This window comes from Pseudomonas sp. LBUM1658 (assembly GCF_059716055.1).
This window is the reverse complement of the sequence record NZ_CP166798.1, coordinates 6399047-6417293: the sequence shown is the minus strand read 5'-3', so window position 1 is coordinate 6417293 and position 18247 is coordinate 6399047. Positions and strand designations below refer to the sequence as shown.

Annotated in this window: 15 protein-coding genes; 14 read left to right on the top strand and 1 reads right to left on the bottom strand. The window is 59.3% G+C overall.

The annotated features are described in order from the left end of the window. Positions 1–7 precede the first annotated feature (7 nt). The 12 genes from glnE to ACA064_RS29575 all read left to right on the top strand — a co-directional run bounded on the left by glnE (position 8) and on the right by ACA064_RS29575 (position 14958). Positions 8–2947 (top strand): bifunctional [glutamate--ammonia ligase]-adenylyl-L-tyrosine phosphorylase/[glutamate--ammonia-ligase] adenylyltransferase, encoded by a 2940-nt coding sequence (gene glnE / locus ACA064_RS29630; RefSeq protein WP_497671265.1) that lies wholly within the window; start codon positions 8–10, stop codon positions 2945–2947. Between the two features lie 345 nt (positions 2948–3292). Further along, positions 3293–4327, top strand: a complete 1035-nt coding sequence (waaF, locus tag ACA064_RS29625) for a lipopolysaccharide heptosyltransferase II (protein ID WP_497671264.1) — start codon at positions 3293–3295, stop codon at positions 4325–4327. A 1-nt stretch (position 4328) separates the two neighbouring features. Then, positions 4329–5393: a lipopolysaccharide heptosyltransferase I gene (gene waaC / locus ACA064_RS29620; RefSeq protein WP_497671263.1), complete on the top strand. Its 1065-nt coding sequence runs from the start codon at positions 4329–4331 to the stop codon at positions 5391–5393. Next, complete coding sequence (locus ACA064_RS29615) at positions 5393–6514, top strand: glycosyltransferase family 4 protein (protein WP_497671262.1); 1122 nt, start codon at positions 5393–5395, stop codon at positions 6512–6514. Before waaC ends, ACA064_RS29615 begins: the two co-directional genes overlap by 1 nt. Then, a complete protein-coding gene (rfaP, locus tag ACA064_RS29610; protein ID WP_497671261.1) occupies positions 6514–7320 on the top strand; it encodes a lipopolysaccharide core heptose(I) kinase RfaP in 807 nt (268 codons plus the stop codon). Before ACA064_RS29615 ends, rfaP begins: the two co-directional genes overlap by 1 nt. Beyond that, complete coding sequence (locus tag ACA064_RS29605) at positions 7320–8054, top strand: lipopolysaccharide kinase InaA family protein (RefSeq protein ID WP_497671260.1); 735 nt, start codon at positions 7320–7322, stop codon at positions 8052–8054. Before rfaP ends, ACA064_RS29605 begins: the two co-directional genes overlap by 1 nt. After that, the gene (locus ACA064_RS29600; RefSeq protein WP_497671259.1) at positions 8051–8803 is read left to right on the top strand and encodes a lipopolysaccharide kinase InaA family protein; all 753 of its coding nucleotides are present in this window, start codon (positions 8051–8053) and stop codon (positions 8801–8803) included. The genes ACA064_RS29605 and ACA064_RS29600 overlap by 4 nt, the downstream gene beginning before the upstream one ends. Next, the gene (locus ACA064_RS29595; protein WP_497671258.1) at positions 8803–10254 is read left to right on the top strand and encodes a lipopolysaccharide kinase InaA family protein; all 1452 of its coding nucleotides are present in this window, start codon (positions 8803–8805) and stop codon (positions 10252–10254) included. Before ACA064_RS29600 ends, ACA064_RS29595 begins: the two co-directional genes overlap by 1 nt. Positions 10255–10495: 241 nt before the next feature. After that, positions 10496–10831: a YceK/YidQ family lipoprotein gene (locus ACA064_RS29590; RefSeq protein WP_497671257.1), complete on the top strand. Its 336-nt coding sequence runs from the start codon at positions 10496–10498 to the stop codon at positions 10829–10831. A gap of 173 nt (positions 10832–11004) precedes the next feature. Beyond that, positions 11005–12759, top strand: coding sequence for a carbamoyltransferase family protein (locus tag ACA064_RS29585; protein ID WP_497671256.1), 1755 nt, complete (start codon positions 11005–11007; stop codon positions 12757–12759). Further along, entirely contained in the window at positions 12752–13657 is a 906-nt protein-coding gene (locus ACA064_RS29580; RefSeq protein ID WP_497671255.1) for a glycosyltransferase family 2 protein, read from the top strand. The genes ACA064_RS29585 and ACA064_RS29580 overlap by 8 nt, the downstream gene beginning before the upstream one ends. Further along, positions 13654–14958 carry a CDP-glycerol glycerophosphotransferase family protein gene (locus ACA064_RS29575; RefSeq protein ID WP_497671254.1) on the top strand — a complete coding sequence of 435 codons (1305 nt, stop codon included), beginning with the start codon at positions 13654–13656 and terminating at the stop codon, positions 14956–14958. Before ACA064_RS29580 ends, ACA064_RS29575 begins: the two co-directional genes overlap by 4 nt. An 18-nt stretch (positions 14959–14976) precedes the next feature. Here ACA064_RS29575 and ACA064_RS29570 read toward each other — a convergent pair whose 3' ends face one another. Continuing rightward, positions 14977–15609, bottom strand: coding sequence for a BUD32 family EKC/KEOPS complex subunit (locus ACA064_RS29570; protein ID WP_497671253.1), 633 nt, complete (start codon positions 15607–15609; stop codon positions 14977–14979). Between the two features lie 315 nt (positions 15610–15924). Between ACA064_RS29570 and ACA064_RS29565 the strand changes: the two genes are divergently transcribed. Then, on the top strand, positions 15925–17043 hold the full coding sequence (locus ACA064_RS29565; RefSeq protein WP_497671252.1) for a capsular polysaccharide export protein, LipB/KpsS family: 1119 nt from the start codon (positions 15925–15927) through the stop codon (positions 17041–17043). Continuing rightward, entirely contained in the window at positions 17030–18238 is a 1209-nt protein-coding gene (locus ACA064_RS29560) for an O-antigen ligase family protein (protein WP_497671251.1), read from the top strand. Before ACA064_RS29565 ends, ACA064_RS29560 begins: the two co-directional genes overlap by 14 nt. The last annotated feature ends 9 nt before the right edge of the window (positions 18239–18247 follow it).

Here is an 18247-nt window from a genome sequence, read left to right as displayed (position 1 = left end):
ATAGACCATGAGCCTGCCCACGCTTGCCGAACTGCCGGCGATTCTTCTGTTATCGGTCAGCCGCGCCGAGCAATCGTTGCGTACTGCTGTTGCCGCGCTGGAACACGATCATGGCTTGTCGGCCTGGCCCCCCGAGCGCTGGGCACAATTGGCTCGCGTTAGCGCAGCCAGCGACTTCGTCATTGAGCAGAGTGTCCGCGACCCGGTGATGTTGCTTGAACTGGTGCAGTCCGGCGAACTGGACCGCAGCTATGCCCCCGGCGAGTTGTGCGGCCAGATCGCCGCGGCCGTGCAACTGGCGCAGAGCGACGATGAACTCGGTCGGGCCCTGCGTCGTCAGCGCGCCCGGCATCAGGTACGGATCATCTGGCGCGACCTGAACCGCCAGGCGGATCTGGTACAGACCTGCCGCGATCTGTCGGACATGGCGGATGCCAGCATCGATCAGGCTTATCAATGGTTGTATCAGCGCCATTGCCAGCAGTTCGGTACACCCACCGGCCGGCGCAGTGGCGAACCACAGGAAATGGTCATCCTCGGCATGGGCAAGCTCGGCGCGGTGGAGCTGAACCTGTCTTCCGATATCGATCTGATCTTCGCCTACCCCGAAGGCGGCGAGACCGTCGGCGTGAAGCGGCCGCTGGATAACCAGGAGTTTTTCATTCGCCTTGGCCAGCGCTTGATCAAGGCGCTGGACCCGATGACCGTCGACGGCTTCGTGTTCCGCGTCGACATGCGTCTGCGACCTTATGGATCGTCCGGCGCTCTGGTACTGAGCTTTAACGCACTGGAGCAGTACTACCAGGACCAGGGCCGCGACTGGGAACGCTACGCGATGATCAAGGCGCGGGTGGTGGCCGGTGATCAGGTCGCTGGTGCGCAGTTGCTGGATATGCTGCGCCCGTTCGTTTACCGGCGTTATCTGGATTTTTCCGCGATCGAAGCGCTGCGCACTATGAAGCAGCTGATCCAGCAGGAGGTCCGGCGCAAAGGCATGGCCGAGAACATCAAGCTCGGTTCCGGCGGCATTCGCGAAGTCGAGTTTATCGCCCAGGCGTTCCAGTTGATTCACGGCGGCCGCGACCTGAGCTTGCAGCAGCGTCCGTTGTTAAAAGTGCTGAGCACCCTGGAAGGGCAGGGTTATCTGCCGCCAGCGGTGGTCAGTGAATTGCGTGAAGGTTACGAGTTCCTGCGCTACACCGAACACGCCATCCAGGCGATCGCCGATCGGCAGACGCAAATGCTCCCTGATGGTGAGCGGGATCAGGCGCGAATCGCCTTTATGCTCGGCTTTGCCGACTGGAAGGCCTTCCATGACCAGCTGATGTTCTGGCGTGGACGGGTGGACTGGCATTTCCGTCAGGTGATCGCTGACCCTGACGAAGATGAGGGTGACGAAAGCGAAGTGGTGGTCGGCGGTGAATGGCTGCCACTGTGGGAAGAAGCCCAGGACGAAGAGGTCGCCTGCCGACAATTGGAGGAGGGTGGTTTCGTCGATGGGCCCAAAGCCATGAAAGCCTTGGCTGGCCTGCGCGCCAGCCCACAATTGCGCGCCATGCAGCGCCTCGGTCGTGAACGGCTCGATGCATTTATTCCGCGTTTGCTGGCTCAGGCCGTGGAGCATGCCAATCCGGATCTGGTGCTGGAGCGGGTGTTGCCGCTGGTGGAAGCGGTGGCGCGGCGTTCCGCTTATCTGGTGCTGCTCACGGAAAACCCGGGCGCCCTGCGTCGACTGCTGACCTTGTGCGCGGCCAGTCCGTGGATTGCTGAACAGATCACCCGCTTCCCGCTATTGCTCGATGAGTTGCTCAACGAAGGTCGCTTGTTCAAGCCGCCGCTGGCGCCGGAGCTGGCGGCCGAGTTGCGCGAACGGCTGACGCGGATCCCGGAGGATGACCTGGAACAGCAGATGGAAGCCTTGCGTCACTTCAAACTGGCCCACCGGTTGCGAGTGGCCGCTTCGGAAATCGCCGGCAGCCTGCCGCTGATGAAGGTCAGCGACTACCTGACCTGGCTGGCCGAAGCGATTCTCGAACAAGTGCTGGCGCTGGCTTGGCGCCAGACAGTGGCCAAATACGGGGTGCCGCAACGGGCGGATGGCACTTTGTGTGACCCGGGCTTCATCATTGTCGGTTACGGGAAGGTCGGAGGCCTGGAGCTCGGGCATGGTTCCGACCTGGATCTGGTGTTTATCCACGACGGCGATCCGCAGGCGGAAACCGATGGTGCCAAATCTATCGATGGTGCGCAGTTCTTTACCCGGTTGGGTCAACGGATCATCCATTTGCTGACCACCCAGACCAACTCCGGTCAGTTGTATGAGGTGGATATGCGCCTGCGACCGTCCGGGGCTTCGGGGCTGTTGGTCAGCTCCCTCGGCGCTTTCGAACGTTATCAACAGAATGAAGCCTGGACCTGGGAGCATCAGGCGCTGGTGCGGGCGCGGGTGCTGGTCGGTTGCAAGCAGGTTGGAGCGGCATTTGAGAAAGTCCGCGCCGCCGTGTTGGGGCGCCAGCGTGACTTGCCCACGCTGCGTCAGGAAGTCAGCGAGATGCGTGCAAAGATGCGCGACAATCTGGGCACGAAGGCCACCGCCGCCGGAACCGCGGCAAATGCCTTCGAGGCCACGGCGCGGTTCGATATCAAGCAGGACGCCGGTGGTATCGTCGACATTGAATTTATGGTGCAATACGCGGCTCTGGCGTGGTCTGAAGAGCACCCGTCGTTGCTGCGCTATACCGACAATATCCGCATTCTTGAAGGGTTGGAGGAGGTCGGGTTAATGCCCGCCGAAGATGCCAGCCTATTGCGCGAGGTCTATAAGGCTTACCGTTCGGCTGCTCACCGTCAGGCCTTGCAGAATGAGGCCGGGGTAATCGCCGGCGACCAGTTCGCGGACGAACGGCGGCAAGTGTCGCGGATCTGGCGTGAGCTGGGGCTAAGCTGAGACTGATTAATGAGTGGCGAGGCTTTATGTGGCGAGGGAGCTTGCTGTGGCGAGGGGGCTTGCCCCCGCTGGACCGCGGAGCGGTCCCAAACTCAGGCGCCGCTATCTGTCAGACTAATCGCGTCAGCCGGCTTTGCGACTGCTTCGCAGCCGAACGGGGGCAAGCCCCCTCGCCACAGCAAGCCCCCTCATCACAAGGGGTTATGCTGACTGGCATGATGTGCAAGAAATTTGATCCGGCGAGCCCTAAACGGCTCGTCCAAATGACCTTGCAGCTTTGGCTGCAGGTGCTGGATTCTCGAGGCGGGGAGGCGTATGCCTCCCCGGTTCGTTTTTGGAAATCACATGAAAATTCTGATCGTTGGGCCCAGTTGGGTCGGTGACATGGTGATGGCGCAGACACTCTTTCAGTGTCTGAAACAACGCCATCCACAGTGCGAGATCGACGTACTGGCCCCCGAGTGGAGCCGGCCGATCCTTGAACGCATGCCCGAAGTGCGGCAGGCCTTGAGCTTTCCGCTCGGCCACGGCGTGCTCGAACTGGCGACCCGCCGGCGTATCGGCAAATCCCTGGCCGGTCAGTACGATCAGGCGATTTTGCTGCCTAATTCACTGAAATCGGCGCTGGTGCCGTTTTTTGCCGGTATCCCGAAACGCACCGGTTGGCGTGGCGAGTTCCGCTACGGTTTGCTCAATGATGTGCGCACCCTCGATAAAGAACGTTACCCGCTGATGATCGAGCGCTTCATGGCCCTGGCCTATGAGCCCGGCGTCGAAGTGCCCCAGCCCTATCCGCGTCCATCCCTGCAAATCGACCACAACACTCGCGATGCCGCCCTGGCCAAGTTCGGTCTGGAGCTGGATCGTCCGGTGCTGGCTTTGTGTCCGGGCGCCGAGTTTGGCGAGTCCAAGCGCTGGCCTTCCGAGCATTACGCCAAAGTTGCCGAGACGAAGATTCGCGAGGGCTGGCAGGTCTGGCTGTTTGGTTCGAAAAACGATCACGGGGTGGGTGAGGACATTCGGGCACGGCTGATTCCCGGCCTGCGTGAAGAGTCGGTGAACCTCAGTGGCGGCACCTCGCTGGCCGAGGCCATCGACCTTATGTCCTGCGCGGATGCGGTGGTGTCCAATGACTCCGGCCTGATGCACGTGGCGGCGGCGTTGAATCGGCCGCTGGTGGCGGTCTACGGTTCGACCTCGCCAGGCTTCACCCCGCCGTTGGCCGAGAAGGTCGAAATTGTCCGGCTGGGGATCGAGTGCAGTCCATGCTTTGATCGCACCTGCCGTTTCGGCCATTACAACTGCTTGCGCCAGCTCCTGCCGCAACCGGTGGTCGATGCCTTGCAGCGGTTGCAGGGCTCTGTGGTCGAGGTCAAGTAAGTTGCGGGTATTGTTGATCAAGACCTCCTCCCTGGGTGACGTCATTCATGCCTTGCCGGCATTGACGGACGCGGCGCGGGCGATCCCCGGGATCACTTTCGACTGGGTGGTGGAAGAAGGCTTTGCCGAAATTCCGACCTGGCACCCGGCCGTTGGCAAAGTGATTCCGGTGGCCATCCGGCGCTGGCGCCAGAACATCTGGCAGACCATCAAAAGTGGCGAATGGCGGCGATTCAAGCAAAGCATTCAAGCGACCGAATACGATCTGGTGATCGACGCTCAGGGCTTGCTCAAAAGCGCCTGGCTGACTCGTTATGTCAGGGCTCCGGTGGCCGGCTTCGATCGTGACTCGGCCCGTGAACCCTTGGCCGCACGTTTTTATTCGCGACGGCTGGCGGTGGCCCGTGGGCAGCATGCAGTGGAGCGCTTGCGTCAGTTGTTCGCGGTAGCGCTGGGTTATGACCTGCCCAAAGGTCTGGGTGACTACGGCCTGAGCGTCGAAAAACTGGTCGAGCTGCCGCGCAAGAATCCCTTCGTGCTGTTCCTGCACGGCACCACCTGGGACACCAAACACTGGCCCGAAGCCTATTGGCGTGAACTCACCGAGCGCATGGGCCAACTGGGCGTCGAGGTGAAGCTGCCCTGGGGCAACCCGGCGGAGAAGGCTCGGGCCGAGCGTATTGCCAGCGGTCTGAAGAACGCCCAGGTACTGCCCAAACTGAATCTGGCCGGAATGGCCAAGGTTCTGGCCGGCGCGCAGGCGTGCGTCGCGGTGGATACGGGGCTGGGCCACTTGGCGGCGGCGCTGGACGTGCCGACCCTGTCGCTGTTCGGCCCGACTAACCCGGGCCTGACCGGCGCCTACGGCAAGAGTCAGATCCATCTGGCGAGCGACTTTCCAAGCTGCGCGCCCTGCTTGCAAAAGAAATGCACCTATCAACCGACTGCTGAAGACCAGCAGCGGTTTGACCTGAAACGTGAGTGGCCACTGTGCTTCACTCGCCTGAATCCCGAGCGTGTCGCGAGCCGATTAAGCACGTTGTTACTGGCTGAGGAGCTGCGCTGATGCAATTGGCTTTTGTCCTGTATAAATATTTCCCGTTTGGTGGCTTGCAGCGCGATTTCATGCGCATTGCCCTGGAGTGCCAGCAGCGCGGCCATCAGATTCGCGTCTACACGCTGATCTGGGAAGGCGATATCCCATCGGGTTTCGAAGTGTTGGTGGCACCGGTCAAGGCGATCTTCAACCATCGACGCAACGAGAAACTCAGCGCCTGGATGGAAGCTGACCTGGCCAAGCGTCCGGTGGACCGCTTGATCGGGTTCAACAAGATGCCGGGCCTGGACGTGTATTACGCCGCCGACGGCTGCTTCGAGGACAAGGCGCAGAACCTGCGCAACGCGCTGTATCGCCGCTGGGGCCGCTACCGGCACTTCGCCGAGTACGAGCGTGCGGTGTTCGCCCGGGACGCTAAAACCGAAATCCTGATGATTTCCGAAGTCCAGCAACCGCTGTTCATCAAGCATTACGACACCCCGTTGCAGCGTTTTCACCTGCTGCCGCCGGGCATCGCTCAGGACCGTCGCGCACCGCCCAATGCCGCTGAAATTCGCGCCGAGTTCCGCCGCGAATTCAAGTTGGCGGACGATGACCTGCTGCTGGTGCAGATCGGCTCCGGGTTCAAGACCAAAGGCGTCGATCGCAGCCTCAAGACACTGGCAGCATTGCCGGCCGAACTGAAGAAGCGCACCAGGCTATTTGTAATTGGCCAGGACGACCCCAAAGTATTCCAATTGCAGAGTGCGGCGCTGGGCCTGGGCGATCAGGTGCAATTTCTCAAGGGTCGCAGCGATATTCCGCGGTTCCTGTTGGGCGCCGATCTGTTGATCCACCCGGCGTACAACGAAAATACCGGTACCGTCCTGCTCGAAGCGCTGGTCGCCGGTTTGCCGGTACTGGTCAGCGCGGTCTGCGGTTACGCCCATTACATCGCCGAGGCCGACAGCGGCCTGGTGCTGGACGAACCGTTTGACCAGACACAGCTCACGAGCTACCTGAGCAGCATGTTGGCCGACGATGCAGCACGTAAGGCCTGGAGCCGTAATGGCCTGGCCTTCGCCGAAACGGCTGACCTCTATAGCATGCCGCAGCACGCTGCGGATGTGATTCTGGCGGAGCAACACTGATGAAGTTGATTCTTGCCGAACCGTTCAAGACCCTTTGGGCCGGCCGTGATGCGTTCGCCGACGTCGAGGGGCTTAGCGGTCAGGTTTACCGCGAACTGGAAGCGCGGCGTACCTTGCGTACGGAAGTCGCGGGTCGCGGTTACTTTGTGAAAATCCACCGTGGGATCGGTTGGGGCGAAATCTTCAAGAATTTGCTCACCGCCAAACTCCCGGTGCTCGGTGCCGGCCAGGAATGGCAGGCGCTGGAACGCCTGCACGAAGCTGGCGTGCCGACCATGACCGCGGTTGCTTACGGTGAACGCGGCAGCAACCCGGCGGATCAGCATTCGTTCATTGTCACCGAAGAACTGGCGCCCACCGTCAGCCTCGAAGATTTCAGCATCGACTGGATCAAGCAGCCGCCGGAGCCCAGACTCAAACGTGCGCTGATCGCTGAAGTGGCACGCATGACCGGCATGATGCACCGCGCCGGGGTCAACCATCGCGACTGCTATATCTGTCATTTCCTGCTGCACACCGATAAGCCGGTGACTGCCGACGACTTGAAACTTTCAGTGATCGACCTGCACCGTGCCCAGACTCGTCCGGCCATCACCCGGCGCTGGCGCAACAAGGACCTGGCGGCATTGTATTTTTCGGCGTTGGACATCGGCCTGACCCGGCGCGACAAGCTGCGTTTCCTCAAGGGCTACTTTCAACAGCCATTGCGCCAGATACTGCGCGATGAGGCGCCGTTGCTTGCGCGTCTGGAGGGTAAGGCCAACAAGCTCTACGAGCGCAAACAGCGCTACGGAGATGCGCTCTGATGGCGGGCTGGAACCTTGAGCCCGCCTACAGCGATCTGGCGAAAGACTTTGGTAGCCTGGACGCAGTGTTTGCCCTGCAGGGTGAGCGGCTGACCCGTGACCCACTGTCCGAGGTGATCCGCGTCGAGCGCAATGGCGTCAACTATTATGTCAAACGCTACAGCGGCGCCGGCAAGGGTTTGCGCCGCTACCTGGGCAAGCCGCGAGTCAAGTCCGAATGGCAGAACCTCAAACGCTTCGCCAAGTGGGGCATTCCCACCGCCGAGATCGTTGCCTGGGGCCTGGAGCGCCGGGGCGCAGCCTATGATCGCGGGGCGATGATCACCCGCGAACTGCCGCGAACCGAAGATCTGGCAGCCCTGGCCGCTCGCAACGATCCCTTGTTGGCTGACCGGGCGTGGGTCGATGGGGTCAGCCGGCAGTTGGCTCATTACACGCGGATCATGCACGATCAACGCTTCACGCATAATGATTTGAAGTGGCGCAATCTGCTGATCGACGACAAGGCGAAACTGTTTCTGATCGACTGCCCGAATGGCGACTTCTGGCGCGGGTTCTGGCTCAACTATCGAATCACCAAGGACCTGGCATGCCTCGACAAGGTGGCCAAGTATCACTTGTCAGCCACCCAGCGCTTGCGCTTCTATCTGCAGTATCGGCAGCGGACCCGGCTCAGTGCGGCCGACAAACGTCGGATCCGGCATATCGTGAGATTTTTCGAGGGGCGCGAATGACTGATTTCCTCGCCGCTGAGGATCGTGCGCTGCTCGAGCGCCACGGCCTCGATAACTTTGATGCGCTGTGGGCCAAGCAGCTCGACGCGGTCGATGAACCCAATACCCTTCACGGTGGCTGGAGCAGCGTCTATCGACTGGAGCTGGAAGGTCAGGGTTATTACCTCAAACGCCAGAGCAACTACCCGACGCGCTCTTTACAGCGACCATTTGGCGAGCCCAGTTTTGCTCGGGAATTTCGCACTATCCAGCACTATCGACAGTTGGGTATTCCGGTCTTGCAGGCGGTATTTTTCGGCGAGCGTAAAGTGGCTGGTGAGGCCCGGGCGATTCTGCTGACTCGCGCACTGGATGGCTGGGATGATCTGGATTCACTGTTGCCGCAATGGGCGCAGCTCAGCGCTGCACAGCGGACAGCAATCGTGCGGGCCTGTGGTGTGCTGGCGCGACGGCTGCATGCAGTGCGCCAGGTGCATGGTTGCTTCTACCCTAAACATATCTTTGTACAGGCCTGCGACGATGGTTATCAGGCACAGCTGATCGACCTGGAAAAAACCCGGCCTTTGTTGTTCGGTCGACGTGATCGGATCAAGGATCTCGAGCCCCTGCTGCGTCGGGCGCGAATCTGGAGCGAAGACGAAGTACGGGAGCTGCTCGTGGCTTATCTGGAGCAACCTGCTCGCAGTCCGATGGTTGATACCTGGATTCAGCGTCTGACCGCGCGACGCAGTCACAAGGAGTCCCGCTAATGCGTTTGTCCGAATTGAAGAATGCCGGTCGCACCCCGCGCCTGCCGCTGAGTCTTGAACTGGCAGATGCTGCCGGCCCGGCCCAATTGCAACTGCTGAGCTTGCTGCGAGTGTTGCCGGGCCAGCGTTATGTAGGCGCCGGGGTCTGGCGCGGGCGACCGGTCCTCGCCAAATTGCTGGTGGGTGGCAAGGCTGCCCGGCATTTCCAGCGTGAGCTAATGGGCGCGCGTCTACTTGCCGAGCAGGGCATCACCACGCCGCTGCTGTTGGCCGATGGCCTGAAGGATGGCGAGGGTGGCTGGCTGTTTTTTGATTTCCTGGAAGGCGCTGAAAGCCTCGGCGATGCCTGGAAAAAGGTCGAAGGGCTGCCGGCGTTGGCCGATGAGCAACAAGCGGTTCTGGCTGAAGCCTTGGCAGCCATTGGGCAGCTGCACAGCAAAGGTCTGTGGCAGGAAGACCTGCATCTGGACAACCTGCTGCGTCATCAGGGTCGGCTGCATTTGATCGATGGCGCAGGGATTTGTGTCGAGCAGGCGGGAAAACCCCTGTCCCGGCAAAAAGTCCTGGAGAACCTCGGGGTGTTTTTCGCCCAGTTACCCAAGGCGCTCGAGCCGTTCACCGAAGAGCTGCTGGTGCATTACCTGTTGAGCAACGGCGAACACGCCTTGCCACTCGAAGCCCTGCAAAAGCAGGTCAACAAAGTGCGCAGCTGGCGCTTGAAAGACTACCTGAACAAAATTGGCCGCGAGTGCACCTTATTCAGTGTGCAGCGGGGGGCGTTCGCCTTGCGCGCGATTCGTCGCGAGGAAGAGGCCGCCATGTTGCCGGTGCTGGAGCAGGCCGATGCCTTGCTCGATCAGGGGCACCTGTACAAAACCGGCGGTGCGGCGAGTGTCGGGCGGGTCGAGGTGGCGGGTCGCACGTTGTTGGTCAAACGCTACAACATCAAGGGCTTCGCCCATTGGCTCAAACGCTTCTGGCGCCCGAGCCGGGCCTGGCATTCCTGGCGCGAAGGCAATCGCCTGGCATTCCTCGGGATTGCCACGCCCAAGCCGCTGGCCTTGCTGGAGAAGCGCTTTCTCTGGTTGCGCAGTCGTGCTTACCTGATCACCGAATACCTGTCGGGGCCGGATATCATCGAGCGCTTCGCACCCTTCGTCGAGAGCGGTGATGCCCCGGAACCTGAGTTGCAGGCGCTGGAGCAGTTGTTCGCCGAGTTGATCAGCGAACGCATCAGCCACGGGGATTTCAAGGGGCATAACCTGTTCTGGGATCGCCACCGTTGGGTGTTGATCGATCTGGACTCGATGTGTCAGCACCACTCGGCCATCAGCTTCGCCCCGGCCTATGCCCGGGACCGCGCCCGGTTCATGCGCAACTGGCCCGAGAGCAGTGCGTTGTATCAAGTGATTGATCAGCGTTTGCCCAAGACCATCGATAGCGACCAATAGATCAGGTCTTTCGCGAGCAAGCCCCTGTAGGAGCGAGCTTGCTCGCGATGGGCGTTAACGATAACGCGTGTTTTCTGAATGAACGCACCCGCCCTTGAGTCCATCGCGAGCAAGCTCGCTCCTACAGGGGGCACATGGGCGACAAGTTGTTGTGAATTGTCCTACGTAATTCAGGGATGTCGTGATCTGTAGCGTAAACAACCGTGGTGCTAGTTTGCCTGACGTTCTCGGAGGGCAGGTTGTGACTATTAAAATGGCTGTTTCGCTCGGCGTTTTCTCACTGGCTTTGGCTGGCTGTGGCTCGTTCAGTACGGTGCTGCAAGATGAGGCTGAGGCGGCCCGTGATCTAAGGAAGCAAAAGACTTATTGTCAGTCCATTTCTCGTGTCTACAGCGGTCTGGCTTATGATTTTTGTATATTGAACGCGCCGCCGGATCCCTCAGGCATGCTTGTGCCATTTGTATTATTGGATTTGGCCCTGTCAGGTGTCTTCGACACGGTTTTCCTGCCGTATACGATTTACCGGCAGAGTACCGATGGCAATATCATCATTTACTGGAGGGCAGGTCGCAAATGAGCAAAAGTTGAAAGCTTTCGCCCATCTTCCTCTTCAGAGGGCTGATAACCTCTGGGTAATTCCCGCCATCTTTACGCTATAATCCCGCGCTTTAGCTGTTTCTCGCCCCTTGCGAGGACACACTTTTCTCAGGCACTCACCGCCTGCATGCAGACAAAAGAGGCTAGACCCCTGTGGCATTGACGATTCTTGGCCTGTCCGGCGCCCTTAGCCATGATCCTTCCGCAGCCCTGTACATCGACGGCAAGTTGGTTGCAGCGGCTGAAGAAGAGCGCTTCGTACGCGATAAACATGCAAAGAACCGCATGCCCTACGAATCGGCGAAGTTCTGCCTGGAGCAGGCCGGTATCAAACCTTCCGACGTTGATGTGGTGGCGATTCCATTCGCTCCGATCAGCTTGTTCGGCGAGGCTCGCTGGCACTATGCCAAGCGTTACTGGTACGCCCCGGACCGCGCCCTCGACGCGATTCTGATGGGCAACCGTCGTTACAAGCGTTATCGCAACAAGATCGTCTGGTGCCTCCAGCAACTGGGCTTCGATCCGAAGAAAATCAAGATCGAGCCGGTCGAGCACCACTTGGCTCACGCCTCCAGTGCTTACCACTGCTCCGGTTTCAAAGAGAAAACCGCGATACTCGGGATCGACGGCAAGGGTGAGTACGCCACGACTTTCTTCGGTTATGGCGAGAACGGCAAAATTCACAAGATCAAGGAATTCTTCGACCCGGATTCCCTTGGTGGCCTGTACGGCGCGATCACCGAGTTTCTCGGCTTTGAAATGCTCGACGGCGAATTCAAGGTCATGGGCATGGCGCCGTACGGCGATGCCAACAAGTACGACTTCTCGCGTCTGGCCAGTTTTGAAAACGGCGAACTGGTGATCAATACCGAGTACGCCAACGTCATCGGCCTGCGCCGCTATAAAGAGAAAGGCAAAGGCTTCTATTTCACGCCGAAACTGATCGAATGGCTGGGCCCGAAACGCGAAGGCGATATCGCCGATGAACCGTACATCCACTACGCCGCGAGCATGCAAGCGCTGTTCGAAAAACTGGCGTTGCAGATGATCGACCATTACCTGGGCGATGTTCTCAAGGAAACCGGCAAGCTGGCTTTCGCTGGCGGCTGCGCGCTGAACGTCAAGTTGAACCAGAAGATCATTGCCCGTGACGACATCAAGGAGCTGTTCGTGCAGCCGGCGTCCGGCGATGCCGGTACCGCGGTCGGTGCAGCAGCCTACGTTTCCCACGCCCGTGGTGTACCGGTAGAGAAGATGGAACACGTCTATCTCGGCCCGTCCTACAGCAACGAAGACGTGATCGCCGCGTGTGCCCGTCACCCAAGCAAGCCGACCTGGCGCCAGATCGACGACACCCCCGAACGCATCGCCAGGATCATGGTCGATGGCAATCCAGTGGCCTGGTTCCAGGGCCGCATGGAGTTCGGTCCGCGTGCTTTGGGCGGGCGTTCGATCATCGGCTGTCCGAGCGCCATTGGCGTGGCTGACCGGATCAACCATCAGATCAAGTTCCGCGAACGCTGGAGGCCTTTCTGCCCGTCGATGCTCGACACCGTGGCCCCGCAGATGATCAAGATCGATCACCCGGCGCCGTTCATGACCTTCACCTTCGAAGTGTCTGATGAGTGGAAAGCCCGTGTGCCGGAAGTCGTCCACGAAGACGGCACGTCCCGCGCCCAGGTGCTCAAGCGTGAATATAACCCGCGCTACTACGACATGATGAAAGCGCTGGAGGTGCTGACCGGTAACGGTGTGGCGCTGAACACCTCGCTCAACCGCCGTGGCGAACCGATGATCTGCTCACCCACCGACGCGCTGAACATGTTCTTCGGTTCCGATCTGCAGTACCTGATCATGGAAGACATTCTTGTGGTCAAGGACGGAGTGGAAGGGCAAGGTCTTGTCTGAGACGTTGATCAGCGTCGTTATTCCGGCCTATAACTATGCCCGGACTCTGCCGCGTGCGGTGGAGTCGGTGCTGGCGCAGCTGGATGAGCCCCGAGCGGAGCTGTTGGTCATTGATGACGGCTCAACCGATGAGACCCCTCAGGTGCTGGAAAAACTTCAGGCGGAGCACGTTGGACGTTTTCGCGCGTTGCGCAAACCCAATGGAGGGCTGTCTTCGGTTCGCAATCGCGGGATTGAGGAGGCCAAAGGACAGTACCTGATCTTCCTCGACGCGGATGACGAGATGGCCCCGGGTGCGCTGGCCGCGTTGACGCAACACATCGCCAGCAACCCTGAAAGCCGCCTGATCATTGGCGGTCACTGGTCGGTGTTTGCCGATGGCAAGCGCAGTCTGCATGCCGTAAAACCGTTGCCCGCCACTGCGCGACAGCGTGTGCGCGGCTACTTGCTGGACAAGACTGTATCGCTTTCCAACGGTGCCTGCGCGATGCATCGCGATGTCTTCGCGCCAGGCAACTATCCTGTGCATTTGCGCAATGTCGAAGATATCCCGGTGTTCGCTCAAGTGCTGGCGCGTTTTCCCTGCAGCGTTCTCGATCAGCCTCTGGCGCTGATCTACAAACATGCCGACAGCATGCGACATGACTTGACCCAAAGCCTCGCGGCGGGCGCGGAGATGGTCAATGAGGTTTTTTCCCGCGAGCGTATGCCCGAAGCGTTGCACGACTTGCGTCAGGCGTTTCTGGCGCAACGCTGCCTGTCGTTGTTTCGCGACTGCTACAGCGCGGGCGAGTACGAACTGGCCAGGAAATTCTATCTCCAGGCTTTGCGCACTGATTGGCGCACGCTCACACGCTGGTCCTACACCCGCAAGGCGATTCGGCTGATATTCAAATGAGCGGACCGGAACCCGTGACCACGCCATCGTCCGGTGAGGGCGAGTTCCAGGCCAGGGATAGCTGGGCGCAGAAGGCGCGCGAGCTGGACCGCTATCGCTGGAAGATACTGCGCGAGCGTCACGGCCGGTTCGCCAGCCTGTTGCGCTTCGCCCGTGATGTTTTGGTTGATGTCGGGTCAGGCGTGCGCGCGAAATTCAGTCTGAGTGACTCCGTGATCGTTGAGCCCTGCGATGTGCTTTTGTTGCATTCGGCGCCAAAATCCATGGCCCTGCAACGCAAGAACATTTTGATCGATGCCTTGCGGCGACGCGGACACCATTTGGTCGAGGCTGCCTTGCAGTCGCCGCAGCACTCCTGCGCCAGGCGCATGCTGCTTGCGCCACCGCAACCCGTGCCACTGCGGTACCTGGTCTATGCGGCGCATGCTCAGTGGTTGGTGACAACTTATGCTCCCAAGGTCCTGATCAATGAGCGCAATGGCAGTCTCCATGCGCCTTTCCTGCGTCTGGCGCTGGCTGCGCGGGGAGCCCGGCTGCTGCATCTGGCCCATGCCACGACGCTGGAGTCGTCGCGGCGGTTGGCGATGAACGACTACGACTATTATGGAGTGTTCGGTCATAGTTCGTTGGATGCCTTGCGTGCGCGACCGCTGCGGTTCGGCGAGTCGACGGTGGTGTTGCTGGGTTCCTATCTGGCTGATGAAACCTATGATCTGCCGGTCGCGGATCCGGCCATCAAGACCTTGCTGATCCTGGGAGTGGGACCTGACAAGGAAAAGGAAGTCGGCTACCAGCATACCTATCAGTTGCTACGCGACTGGGCGGCGCAAAATCCAGGCTATCGGGTACTGTTCAAGCGCCACCCGCGCAGTCGCGCGGCATTCTGGACAACGGCTTCGGCGCAGTTGCAGAACGTCGAGCTTCTCGATACGCAATACTCCCTGGCGCAGGCATTGGCGCAGGCCAGCGTGGTGGTCAATATCATGTCCAATGCGGGTATCGAGGCAGGGCTTGCGGGGCGTCCCGTGGTGTATGTGAATGCGGGCAACGATCAGGACATCTTTTCCCACGCTCTGTTTTTCGGCCCCCAGGTCAGCAATGCCGACGAGTTCTCTCGGCAATTGCAGGCTGTCGAGCAGGATTACCTCGGACACGTCGCCCAGGCACGACGCTTTGCCGAGTACCACTTGGTGTATGGCGCTCAGGGTCTCGCCAAAACCGTGCAGTTGCTGGAAGGTCTGCTGCATGGCGACGACGTGACGCGCGATTTCGAGACCTTCAAGCTGCCAGCGGTTGGCTGAGTCTGTGAGCTGCCGGGCTCAGGCATGCAGTGCCAGGATCAGTTCCTGGGCGTTGCAGGTGCGCTGGCTGGCCAGGTAATGCTCGAGGAATTGTTCGTTCGCGAGCAACCAGGCGCGATCTTCCCGATAACGCAACATGTGCTTGAAGTTGCGCAGGCGCAGAGACTTGCGCAACGGGCGGCGGTAGGTCCGCAGATCGGCGATATCGATCAGGCCCAGGGTTTTTTCCGGAGTCAGCACCACGTTGCCCAAATGTGCGGAGCGAAAGTAGATGCCTGCTTCGTGTAGATGCGCAATGAACTCGCCCAGTTGCGCGCGAAGGTCATCACCGGAGTTCGCCCCCAGCAACTGGCGCAAGGTGTGTCCCGGTAGCGGATCGTAGTGCACCGCGTCTCGCGCAATGCTGGGGATACGATAGAGCTGGCGGACCTGTGGGCATTCGATTTTTCGTTCGCGCAGTGCCGTGCAATTGTCAGCAAAGCGCCGGGCGTAGGGGGCCCAGAGGGCGGACGTCAGCAACCGCTTACGCCGAAACAGCTTGAGCATCGAGCCATCGGCCAGGCGTAGCACTTTATCTCCCTTGGCATCAGCTTCGAGAACCTCGGCGCCCTCACGCATGTGGAGATAACGGGCATGGTCTAGCGTTTGCATCAAGGCTCCAGAGGCTGTGCCTGAGGGGATGGGCAGCCGGCTATGTTACCGCAGCGGGGTACGGCGAAAAACCGCTATGCTACAATCCGGTCGGTTTTTCATGACGGATTCACCTGTATTACGCGGTTCTCGGAGTGGTTTTGTCCGTTTGGCGAGTCCTTCAGATGACTGCCATTGAGCGTTGAATATCCTCTTCAAGGCTTCATTCCTGGTGCCCCGCCCGCGTCATTACCGAACGTTGAAATCCACCGGGTTCGTCGGTCTGGTCAAACAGCGCCTTGTCGGGCGGATGCAGCATATTTTTTTGGACACGCTATGACGAAAATGCTGTTTATTTCCATGGCCAAGCACCAAGGCCTTTATTTCAATCGTCTGATCAATGAGACCGAGTTGCAGGGTCAGGTTGTCACCCCGCAGCAAATGCCGTGGCCCCGACCTTGGCGGATCGGCAGCGTACTCGGTCGTATCGACTGGGCTGGACTGATTGAGGAGAAGTGCGAGGAACGGCAGGTCAAGAACAAATCCCGCGGTGGTTTCTATCGTCTGTTGTTGCGCCTGGAATTAATCTGGGTAGCGCTTAGGGCACAGGCCTTGCTTGATCGGGAGCGACCTGATGCGCTGGTGGTCTGGAATGGAGCGCATCGCTACAGCCAGTTGTTATTGGCGCTGCTGCCGCCCGGTTGCAAAACCTTCTTTTTCGAAAACGGTCTGTTGCCTGATACCACGACTGTAGATAGCAAGGGCGTCAACTATCGCAACTCCGTCCCGCGTGATGCCGATTTTTATCGCAATTATCCCGCACCGGTAGGCGAGGATCAGACTCCGCCCACGTTGATTCCGCGAAAGCCCCGTACCAGTGGTCCTGCACCGATTATTTTGCCCGAACAGTTCATATTCATCCCGTTTCAGGATGATCGCGATACCCAGGTTCGGCTTTTCTCGCCGTGGGTGAGAAATATGCGCGAAATGTTTGCGCAGGGTGAGCGGCTGGCTCGAGAAACCGGCATGACTGTGGTGTTCAAGGAGCATCCGTCGAGTCGCGAAACCTACCCTGAATTGCATGCCCGGACCCACGAGCGGTTGCTATTTGCCAACGGCAATGCCACTCAGCAGCTTATCGAGTCCAGTCAGTTTGTGATTACCTTGAACTCGACCGTGGGGCTGGAAAGTTTATTGCTGGGCAAGCCGGTTTTAACCTTGGGCCAGGCCTTCTTCAATATTGATGGGTTGGTGGTGCATGCGGACTCCTTCGATGAGTTGATTAGCCTGACAAAGGCTTTCCCTGACTGGAAACTTGACGAGCGTATTCGCCGCAGCTTTTTGCATTACATGACCCATGAATACTGTGTTCAAGGCGGCTGGAAAAAAGCTGATGCCGATCAACTCAAGAGAGTCGCGAATCGAATGCTGAGTGTAGTTTGTGACAAGTCCTGAAAGCGCGTTACCTCGTAAAGTGCTTTCTTCCTGGGCTGTTATCGGCATGGTGGTGTTCCTGTGTGGGGCATGGCTGCTGCCGACCCCCAAGTTGTACCACCAGCTAATCATTGCCTTTCTCTGGTTGCCGGCCTTGTTGGCGTTGTTTGAGCGCAATGTTCGCTTGCTATTGAAGCAGCCTGAGTTTTTCTTGTTCGGGCTATTTGCCGCGTGGACATTGTTCGTGCTTTTGATGCAGGGCGGGGTTGACCCAATCAGCAAAAGCAAAGTTCCTTTCTACGTGGGGCTCACGTTGGTGGGGATCGTTCTGGTCGCACAACATGCAGCGATCAGTCTTGAGAAGCTGCTGCTATACGCCTCCGTATTTGGCGGCATACTGGCTGGTGCATCCTGGGTCGATTGTTATTACCTGAGAGGCCAGCCCCTTGAGATTCGAGTCACCGCGATCGGTGTCTGGAACTCGATCATCATGGCTGCGCATGCCGTTGGCGCCCTGGCCTTGCTCGGCGTGTTCATGCTCAAGACCGTGCGAGTAAAACCCTGGATTGCATTACTGCTGTTGCTGCCTGCGCTGGGCTATGTGTTGTTTCTCGGGTCCAGTCAGACACGAGGGGTCTGGATGGCTCTGGCAGTGACACTGGTGGTTATGGCAATAGCTCTGAAGTCCCGTAAATGTGGGTATTTCATTCTCCTGTTGCTGGCGGGTGTCGCCTGTATTGCGATGTTGAAGCCTGAGTTGCTGCTTCAACGGGGCGTTTCATACCGACCTGAACTCTGGAGAGGCGGCGTGCAGCTGATTCTGGAACACTGGACACTGGGTGTCGGGTTCAACCAATACCTGATTCAGCTTGCGGATGTCGCTGTGCCGTACAAACATCCCCACAATCTGTTTCTGGATGTAGGCGTGCGTCTGGGCATACCCGGCTTATTGCTGTTCGTGTTGCTGTGGGGCATGGTTGGCTGGCGTGGCTGGTCTTGCCGGGATGTACCGTTGGGCCAGGCATTATTGGCCTTGTGGGTATTCGCCAGCATCTCGTTGTTGACGGACGGGGTCGGTCTTTGGCTCAAGCCTAATGCCGACTGGCTGATCACCTGGCTGCCGATCGGTTTGAGTATTGTTCTGGCTAGCCGCGAAGGCAAGAGACGCTTGCAAGTGCGCGATACCCAGGCTGTCGTTTCAAATCAGCCTATATAAATGAATGAG